Raw genomic sequence first — 10584 nt, 5'->3', positions numbered from 1 at the left:
CTAGCAAAGGACGGGTGGAGTCTGAAAGAAGTATTACTTGTGAGGGTGGAAGTAAGACAATTAATCCTAAAGAAATAAGATATAGTCAATCGTCTGTAAATGGTTCAAGTGAGATTATAGATAGCATGAAGAAGAATGGGTGGAAGGGTGACCCGATTGATGTGGTAGAAATGCCTGATGGAATATATACAACAATAGATAATACACGTGTTGTATCTGCAAGAGAAGCTGGTATTAATGTTAAAGCTAATGTGCATGGATATAATGATATTTTACCTGAGGAATATATCGAGAGATTTACAACTAAGAAAGGTGTTCCTGTTACATGGGGCGATGCAATTAGTCTAAGAGTTGGAAAACAAAAGGCATCTTTTAGAAATAGTAATCCATTTGGAGCGTTTGATATGGATACAATAAAGTAGGAGGCAAACATGGAAATATATGATGTAAGTAAAGTATATCAAGAATTTAATTATCCCAAAGAGTTTTTAAAAATTGTTGAACTAAATCTGGTGGACTTTGATTTTTGGTACTTAATGAGCAAAGAACAGGTTGAAAAAAGAATTAAAGGATTAAAGGAACGTTATCCAGATAGAGAACTTGTTCCTTTTGCTAGAAGAGATGATAGTGATGATATAGCTTGTTTTGATATTAAAAAAAATAGTAAAGTCCAAATTATTCATGATTTTGCAAGTGCTGGATATGAACAGAGAAAAGAGTATAATACTTTCTGGGAATGGTTTAAGGAAGCAATACAGGAAATGATAGATGAGGAAGAAGCAGATGATTAATTATGAAGAATTAAGCAAAGAAGTATCGTATGCACTTCGTCATGCACCTTGGGAATATGAGTTGGAGATGGATGAAGAAGGTTGGGTGTCAGTAGAACAATTAGTGGATGCTCTGAATAAGGATATGAAATGGATAGGTACATCAGAAGACGATTTATTAGTTATGATAGATAAATCAGAGAAGAAGAGACATGAAATAAGCGGTGGAAAAATCAGAGCATTTTATGGTCATTCAATTCCGATGCACATAAAGAAAGAAAAAATGATACCTCCAGATATTTTATATCATGGTACGGCTAGAAGATTTTTATCAAGTATAAAAATTAATGGCCTATTACCTCAAGGAAGACAATATGTTCATTTGTCACAAGATATTAGTACAGCACAGAGTGTTGGATTAAGACGTGATAATAAACCATGTGTTTTGCAAATTGATGCAAAAAGAGCTTGGGAAGATGGAATACTTTTTTATTTTGGAAATGAAAAGGTATGGTTAGCTGATGTAATACCAAGTAAATATATAACAGAAATATAGTTGATAGAAGCCAGTAGATTTAAGGGTGGAAGTCTATCTGTACAACATGCAGTTGGAAGTGCAAATCAAGCGCAAAGTGTTTTAAATGGTATTGATCCACAATTTTTTAATAAAGGAAGTAGATTCGGAGGCGGATTTTATGTAGGTGCAGATAGCAATACAATAGTTGCAGAATTAGCGGAACATGGAAATACGGCTAAATATGCAATTAGTTACGATATAAATTTATCTGGTCAAAAGGTATTGGATTTGACAGATGCAACAATTGCTTCGAAATGGGGATATGTGCAAAATCTTACTTCTACAGAGGCATGCCAAGATATAGGAACATTGGCAAGAAATCAAGGATATAAGTCAGAAAATGCAATTTTAATATTAAGAGATGATATTGAGGAGTGTGTTCTAAATGCATATAGGATTAATGATTTAAATAATTTATTGTTTTTAGACGATTATTTCGTTGGGATAGAATTTAAAAATTTGAATCAAGAAGAAATGAAAGAAATTAAGAATTCGAAATGTTTATTATAAAATATTGTTTTTAAATTATTAGATTAAAGGAGCAGTTTTAAAGATATTTCAACAAATAGGATGGTATATTTATAATCCACAAGAGAAGCCCCAATATCTGCCAATTGGTGAAGACGAAGAGTATGATTGGCAACGTGACGAGATAGAAGACATGATTTTAGTCAATAGATAATAAAATTTATGGTTTGTAAAAATACATTGTTTACTTAACAACATTTGTTATGAAAACAATGTATTTTTTTATAATTAAATAGAGAAAAACTAAATGACTGTTGACAAAAATAATTGATGATGCAATACTATTGTTTGACAATAATGTAAAGGAGATGGTGTTGTGTCGCGGGAAGATGATGTTGGAGCTGCGGGCGTTGGAGAAGCTGCGAAGGATAGCAGAGATGAGCTTGAAGACATTTTAAAAGCACTTGAAGCTGGTGATTCTGACAAGCATGGACCCAATATGAAGATCATCATAGGTGTAATAGCTGGAATCGTATTGGTTTCAGTTGTGTTAATTATCATGATGGTTAATAGGAAATCTGTTGTGCCTGATTTTGTTGGGCACACAACGGCGGAGGCAAAACAAATTGCCAGAGAGTCTGGTGTAACGCTTGAGGAGAAAAAAGAATACAGTTCTGAGGTAGAAGAAGGATGCGTTATCTCACAGGATATAGCCAAGGGAATGAAGGTGAAACGTAAGGCTTCAGTTGGAATAACGGTCAGTAAAGGCAAGGAGATGACAGTTGTGCCGGAATTTGTTGGTGAAATTCTGGATGATGCCAGAGCTATGGCTACAGAGGCTGGTATAGAGCTTGAAGAAACTGAAGAATATAGTAAGGATGTTGCGGCTGGCTTGATAATTGAACAGCAGGATACACAGGGAACCAGCATAGAAAAGGGGAGTTCTGTAAAGGTCACAGTAAGCCTGGGAGAGCAGACAGTAAAACTTCCTGACTTTGTAGGTATGACCTTGAATGATGCAACTATACAGTGTTCAACCCTTGGAATCACCTTTAGTACCCTCCAGGAGAATTCTGATACCGTTGATGAGAATGTGATCATCAGACAAAGCGTAAAGGCGGGAACTGAGATGACTGAAGATACTCAGTTGTATCTGATAGTGAGTAAGGGCAAGAAGACAAGCTCGTCTGTGGCTGCAAGCTCCGGTTCAGCAGGTGGTGGATCGGGATCATCTGGTGGTTCGGGAACAAATGAACAGGCGGACAGCGGAACATCAAGCGTAAATGAAGATGAGTTTATAACAGAAGAAGAAGAGTGGGGTGATTGATCATGAAAAAGGAGTTAAAGAGAAGGATAATTACAGTAATTGTAGGAGCAGTGATTATGTGTATGGTCAGCCTTGTTCCAGAAATGGTACAGGCATATGCTTCGACGAATGCAGTGTCGGAGGATGCTGGAATCAGGGCTGAATATAATGGTGACAGTGGGGTGCTGACATTGGATGTTTCCACAAATAAGGCGATGATTGACTTTGGACTGGAGGACAAGAAGCCGTGGACTAATTTCAATGTTATAAAGGTTGTAGTAAAGCCTGGAGTTACACATATAGGTAACAATGCATTTTCAGGATGTACAAATCTGGAGTCTGTGGTTATAGAGGGAGACGAACCTCTCACTATAGGACGAAGGGCTTTTTATGGATGTACTTCTTTAAAGTCTGTGGAATTTTCGAAAGGAACTTTGTCGGTGGGGGCGTATGCATTTGCCAGATGTTCAAGTTTGAAGAATGTAGACATGTCTGGATCTCAGATATACGAACTTGGTCAGTTTGCATTTGGAGAGTGCTATAGCATAACCGATTTGAAATTATCAGAGTATACCAAGAATCTGGGAGACTATTGTTTTCAGGGCTGTAACAGAATAAAGAACATAGATATTCCTGATAATTTATCAAGTGTTGGAAATTGTGCCTTTGCGGGATGCGAATTGTTAGAGCATCTGGATTTTTCGGAAAGACTGACAAAACTGGGCGATTTCTGTTTTATAGGGTGCAAAAATCTTCAATATGTTAGATTGTTAAGAAGACCGGCGGATGCGGATTTTGGAACCGGCTTGTTCAAGGAGGGAAATCCAACCGGAACATATCTGTATACATATGAGGCTGGTAACAACATATATACTCCGGATTCTGATGAGAATGTGATTATCAGGAGGGCTTATAGGTTTGATGAAAACAGTATGAATGTAAGTATTCCGGCTAAGAGTTATTCTTATACGGGAAAGCCTATAAAACCGGTAATTAAAGTTACGGATAATGATGGCTCTGTAGTAAATGCAGATGCATATGATGTTACATACTCGAATAATAAAAATGTCGGAACCGCTGTTATAAAGATTACAGGAAAAAATGAGAATATCGGCACACTCACAATGAAATTCTCAATAGTTCAGGCAGCATGCAAGCTTTCTGTTAAGAAGGATGGTAAGCAGGCCGCAGGTACATATACGCTTCTTCTGAACAGTCGTGGAACAGCATCTATGACCCTGGCAGCTACGACTTCAGGAAATGAGAAGATAAGGTACACAAGTTCAAACGAGAATGTACTCAAGGTCAATGACAGAGGAGTCATAACAGTCACAAAAACGGGTACAGCCAAAATAACAATATGCGCTAATAATAAGACAAAGTCAAATTATAAGCCATGCTCAAAAACAATCACTGTGAAGGTAAGAAAACCTCAGAGCATACAGGTTAAGAGTAAAAAGACACAGTATAATTATAAGAAGGGCGTGAAGAGAAGCATAGGAGCCTCAGCAAAGGGTGGAGTCAGACTTACATATAGTTCATCCAATCCTAAGGTTATTTCTGTAGCGAATAATGGAAAGATAACAATAAAGGGTGTTGGTAAAGCTATAGTTACGATAAAAGCAGGTGATAATGGTGTATATGAGCAGAAGGTAAGAAAGATTACATATTATGTAAGACCGGTGATGTCATCTGTGTCAATTGCCCATAACAGCAAAACACTAAAAGTAACAGTAAATAATCCTACTCCGAATTCAAAGGTTATCGTAAAAGTGTATGAATCGTCAAAGATGAAAAAACTATATGGTAAGCCACATATAAAAACTGTAAAGAAAGGCAAGAAAGTAGTTATTACTGTGAATGTATCAAAGTATAGCAGATACTATCCTGTAATTTATGTGAAGAAAAATGGCGTTGAATCACAGAAGGTTACAAATAGCAGAGGAGATATAAGGAAGTAAAGGGGGCATTTCAGATGACGAGAGTAAAAAAACTTATAGCGGCAGTGATGATTGTCTTGGCTATATGTTCATTTGGTATGGTGCAGGCACACGCTGATGAGTCGGATTCGACTGATGCGGTAAAAACCTATTATTGCATAGCAAATTATCCAGTTGGAGTAAGATTAAGTACATCACCAAACGGAAGAGCGCTTGCATGGATAACCATGACCGAGTCTGAAGCAGCGGATGCGTATGTGTATGGAAAAATAGATTACAGTGAGGATAAAGACGAGCTGAAGATACGTGGACTTACCGCACAGTCCATGAGACTCTACTGCGAAAAACTGGCCATAGGCAGTGAGCCATGCAAAATAGACAAGATAATCTCATGTGGAGGCAGTATCATGACTCTTGAGGTTAAGTCTGGTTCATATCTAAAGTGCAATGAAGTCGTGGGGGCTCACCGTTTTGATATTGCTCCAAGCGGACAGGATAATAATGTGTACAAGCCTTCAGCCTTGAATTTATCAGAGGACAGTGCTGAGGTGATCATTTCAGATGATAAACCATATGTATATACAGGCAAGGTGATAGCTCCGACAGTACAGGTCAAGTATGAGGGAAGAGTTATTGAACAGGGTACAGACTATAAGGTCACCTATAAAGACAATATTAATGCAGGAACACAAGCAAAGATTGTGGTGACTGGATGTGGAGATTATGGCGGAGAGATCCAGAAGGAATTTACAATTAAGCCTGCAAATGTGCAGTCTGCATCGATAGATGTGGCATCTTGTGTATATGACGGAACAGCAAAGTTACCAAAGGTTACAGTGAAGCTGAATGGTGCGGTAATGGGTACTGATAACTATAAGATTACTTTAAAGAATAATGTATCGGCCGGAAATAAAGCGGAGGCAGCCATAGAGGGTTGTAAGAATTTAACTGGAAAAGTAAGTAAGACATTTACAATTTCTCAGGCGGATATAACAAAAGCGACAGTGACATTAGCTGCTAATTCTTATACATATAGCGGAAGTTATTTCAAGCCTGCAGTTACAGTTGCGTATGGAAGTGCAAAGCTGAAGGCATCAGATTATACAGTACAATACGCAAATAATAAAGAGCCTGGTACAGCGACAGTTACTGTTACGGCAAATGGTTCCAACTGTGTATCAGGAAAGAGAGTTGTAAAGAATTTTAGAATTGAAAAAAAGGTACCGGTGATCTCGTTCAAGAGTCCTATATCAACAACATGGCACAATGCAAATGGAACACATGGCTTTGAGTGTGTTGCACCTAGTGATTGTCAGGGTACATTTAGCTTCAAATCAAGTAATCCTAAATTGCTTGCGATCAATGCGGCAGGTGGAAGAGTTCAGGTTATGAATAACAAAGCATTTGGCAGTGTAGTGATTACAGCTACCTTTACACCAAAGGGAGCGGATGCTGCGCACTATAGTACAAAGTCTATCACCAGAACTATAAAAGTGGTGCCAAACATAGTTAAGATAGCGAATACAGAATCTAAAAAATCAGGACAGTTATATATACAGTGGTCTAATAGTAAGAAGGAGTATAATGCCAGCGAATATAGGATATATTATTATGGCTACAAGAAGGACAGTGAAGATTGTGGACAGATGTCACTATATAATTCAAAGAGTAAGATAACGGGTACCAGTACAACCATAACCGGACTGAAAGCTGGAAAATATTATATTAAGGTTGTTCCTTGCTATAAGTCAGGCGGAAACGTGCAGAATGGTGCCAGCACAAGTGCTGTAAAGTGTGTTATTAAATAGTCGAAAGAGGAAATCTTATGGAATTTATGACTCCTGTGGATAAATATATGATATCGGGTGTCCATCGTATAAGAATAGGAAGTCTTGACGAGAATGAGATTGTGGTGAGAAGCCCGGAAATGATTGGTGTTCAGACCGAATTTGTGGAAAATGGAAATGGATGGATTATATGTGATACTGGCAGTCGTAGCTTGACCGTGGATGGCAATCTGGTACAGTCAGGATACAAGCTCAAATGTGGAGATATTATAGAACTCGGTGCTTTAAGGATAATATATTGTGTGCAGATTATCGGTGTGATTATACAGAACGACTTAAAAGACAGTATTATTGTCAATCTGCCATACTTGGATTCAGAGGCGCTTAAGTATGAGGATGTTCAGGGAAAAGACAGATTTTTTCACAGATCCCCCAGAAATACGAAGGAGCCGGTTATAGAGTCTGTGACAATTGAGAATCCACCGGCAAAACAGCAGATAGAAAAGAAACCGCTCTTGATGGTTATAGGACCAACATTTACGATGATGATCCCTATGATGCTTGGAGGAGTTCTTGCTATGTACAGCTACAGATCATCAGGGAGCAATTCTGGAATGCTTATGTATACAGGTCTTATCACTGCTGCTGCATCTGCGGTTATAGGAGTGTTATGGGCCTTCATCAATATGCATTATGATAAGAAGAGAAATGCACAGGGGGAGCTTGACAGGAGATCTGGGTATGCCAGATATCTGAGGCGGCAGATAAAACAGATAGCTTCTAATCAGAATACTATAAAAAATATGCTCGGAGATATGTACAAATCTCCTGATGTTATAACGCAATATACAGATCAGTCAACTGAATTGTGGAATAGAAACAGGAATCATAAGGATTATCTGGTGGAGCGAGTTGGCCTGGGAACATTGGATGTGTCAGAGTATATAACTGTTCCTAAGATACGAATGGAACAGTCTGATGATGAATTGATACAGATTCCGGGCAAAGTAAAGGCTGTATATTCACGAATAAAGGATGTTCCGCAGGGCGTGGATCTCGGAGCTACAGGTATAATAGGTATAGTTGGAGTGGGAGATAAGAGCAAAGCATTTGATGTGGCAAGAACCATGATTGCACAGATAGCAGCGAATAATTCTTATCGTGATGTAAAACTTGCATTTGCATTCGATTCTGAAACTGATAGCAGTGAATGGATGAACTATAGGTTTATGCCGCATGTGTGGCTCGATGATTATAGTGAGAGACTGATGGCGTCAGATAGAAGCTCAGTGGACGACCTGTTTTTCAGAATTATTGATATTCTGAGAGACCGGGAACAGAAAGATTATACTATAGAGAAGCGACAGTTTACTCACATTGTGTTGTTTGTTGCTGATACTTCTCTGCTGGAAGGGCATGCGATAAATAAGTACATAACAACAGATGCACAGAAATATTCTTTCACAGTGGTAACCTTGGCTGATAAGGAATCGCAGTTGTTGAATGACACTACTTATGAGCTTATAATCGACAAACAGTTTTCGGGAATCCATAGGATGAAGACGGATGAGTATAGCCATGTAGATTTTGATAAGGTGACAGAAAGTCAACTGGCAGCTTTTGCCGACAGAATAGCAGTTATAAAGGTGAACGAAGATGTGGAGGCTGGCGGTATACCCGACAGCCTTACATTTTTTGATATGCTGGGAATACAAAGGCTGGAAGAATTGCGGGTTCTCGACAGATGGAAGACAAACAAAAATTACAACAGTATGCGGGCTGTCATAGGTCAGTCGGCTGGTGGCAAGGACTGTATTCTTGATGTACATGAGAAATATCATGGTCCCCATGGGCTTGTTGCGGGAACTACAGGATCGGGAAAGTCGGAGACGCTGCAGACATATATTCTCTCAATGGCGATAAACTACAGCCCTGATGATATAGGCTTTTTCATTATTGATTATAAGGGCGGAGGAATGGCAAACCTGTTTGATGGTCTTCCACACATGATAGGAGCAATATCGAATCTGTCAGGAAGTGCGATAAAGAGAGCTATGGTGTCCATAAAGAGCGAGAATATGCGAAGACAGAGAGTCTTCAATGAGGCCGGAGTGAACAATATTAATAATTATACCAAGCTTGTAAAAGCCGGTGAGGTAGAACTTCCGGTACCACATCTGTTTATAATAGTGGACGAGTTTGCCGAGCTGAAGCGAGAACAGCCGGAATTTATGAAGGAGCTTATAAGTGTTGCACAGGTTGGACGAAGCCTTGGTGTTCATCTGATCCTTTCTACGCAGAAACCAGCAGGAACAGTCGACGAAAATATCTGGTCGAATTCCAAGTTTAAGCTGTGTCTTAGAGTGCAGGATAAGCAGGACAGTAAAGAGATGCTGCACAAGGAGGATGCTGCTTTTATAACTCAGGCAGGAAGGGGATATCTGCAGGTTGGAAATGATGAAGTGTATGAGCTATTCCAGTCTGGCTGGAGTGGAGCTGAGTATCGGGGAGATGCGGTTTCTGGTGAAGATACACGAACTGCGATACTTTCAGCTTCTGGTTCGGAGATTATAAGAAAGAAGAAAATTGCCAAAGTGTCAAATCCGGCAAACAGCGTAACGCAGTTGGATGCGGTTAAAGAGTATTTGGCCAAGGTAGCAAGAGAAAATGGATATAACAGAGATTATAGTTTGTGGATACCACCAATAGCTAATCCTATATTTATAGACGATATAGATGATGAATATCCGATAAATAAATCAGATGATGCATATTCATTGGTGGCAACTATAGGAATGTACGATGATCCATCAAGGCAAAGTCAGAAACCATATAGGATCGATATTGCGGATGCTGGAAATATTGCAGTATGTGGAACGAATGTAAGTGGTAAAAGTACCTTTGTTCAGACACTTATTGCATCATTGATAACCAGATATAAAGCTTCAGAAGTAAATATATACATAGCAGACTTTAGCAATAAATCTTTGCGGTGTTTTGAACAGGCTCCACAGGTTGGCGGTTTTGTTAGCGAGGATGATGATGACAGAATTAGGAAACTGATATTCTTAATAAACAGGATTATATCTACAAGAAAAAATATTCTTGGTGGAATAAGCTTCAACTCCTATAAAAAAGTTAACAAAAACGATATGCCTGCAGTAGTGTTCATAATAGATAACTATGCTGGATTTCGTGAAAAAACAGCAGAAATATATGATGATAATATGCAGAAGATTGTTCATGATGGTACTGCATATGGAATATATACGATTGTAACTGCAAATGGATTTGGTAATACGGGAATACCTGGAAGGATAGAAGACAATATATCTGAAACAGTGGCATTGAGCCTGAATGAAAAGTATATGTACTCATCGGTTCTGAGAACAGGAAGAGTGGAGCTTGAACCGGAAAATCTAAAGGGAAGAGGACTCATAAAGGTCGATGGAGAAGTAATGGAATTCCAGACAGCGATAGCTACGGATAGGTGCGATGATATGGAACGTATAGAGTTACTTCGCAATATGTGTGCATCTATGGCTGAAGGAGCTACTGAGGTAGCGGAAGGTGTTCCTGAAATTCCAGAAAAACCTACGTGGGAGATATTCAAGAGGCGTAATGATGTTGCACAGATGTGTAATGGATATATGCTGCCGATAGGATATGACAGTGTAAGTGCGGAGGGATATGGAATAGACCTTAGGAGAACATTCTGCTATACAATTACGGGCAG

At 38.9% G+C, this 10584-nt stretch carries 7 protein-coding genes and 1 pseudogene; all 8 read left to right on the top strand.

Annotation, left to right across the window (positions count from 1 at the left end):
- Nucleotides 1–422 (top strand): annotated as a pseudogene (locus DWX57_RS13880) (ParB/RepB/Spo0J family partition protein); the annotation flags it as partial.
- Between the two features lie 9 nt (nt 423–431).
- Complete coding sequence (locus DWX57_RS13875; RefSeq protein WP_015533470.1) at nt 432–791, top strand: SMI1/KNR4 family protein; 360 nt, start codon at nt 432–434, stop codon at nt 789–791.
- The gene (locus DWX57_RS13870; RefSeq protein ID WP_015533469.1) at nt 784–1326 is read left to right on the top strand and encodes an RNA 2'-phosphotransferase; all 543 of its coding nucleotides are present in this window, start codon (nt 784–786) and stop codon (nt 1324–1326) included. Before DWX57_RS13875 ends, DWX57_RS13870 begins: the two co-directional genes overlap by 8 nt.
- Nucleotides 1327–1857 carry a hypothetical protein gene (locus tag DWX57_RS14495; protein WP_238051949.1) on the top strand — a complete coding sequence of 177 codons (531 nt, stop codon included), beginning with the start codon at nt 1327–1329 and terminating at the stop codon, nt 1855–1857.
- Between the two features lie 334 nt (nt 1858–2191).
- The gene (locus DWX57_RS13860; protein WP_055147846.1) at nt 2192–3142 is read left to right on the top strand and encodes a PASTA domain-containing protein; all 951 of its coding nucleotides are present in this window, start codon (nt 2192–2194) and stop codon (nt 3140–3142) included.
- A 2-nt stretch (nt 3143–3144) separates the two neighbouring features.
- The gene (locus DWX57_RS13855; protein ID WP_055147843.1) at nt 3145–5082 is read left to right on the top strand and encodes a leucine-rich repeat domain-containing protein; all 1938 of its coding nucleotides are present in this window, start codon (nt 3145–3147) and stop codon (nt 5080–5082) included.
- 14 nt (nt 5083–5096) lie between these two features.
- Entirely contained in the window at nt 5097–6869 is a 1773-nt protein-coding gene (locus DWX57_RS13850) for a hypothetical protein (RefSeq protein ID WP_055280670.1), read from the top strand.
- A 17-nt stretch (nt 6870–6886) separates the two neighbouring features.
- Nucleotides 6887–10584, top strand: a 3698-nt coding sequence (gene essC / locus DWX57_RS13845; RefSeq protein WP_120124753.1) for a type VII secretion protein EssC, incomplete at its 3' end; no start/stop codon positions are given.

It is taken from the genome of Coprococcus sp. AF19-8AC (assembly GCF_003603115.1).
GTDB lineage: Bacteria > Bacillota > Clostridia > Lachnospirales > Lachnospiraceae > Coprococcus > Coprococcus aceti.
Note: the sequence above shows the minus strand (reverse complement) of the source record. Positions and strands in the feature narration are given on the sequence as shown.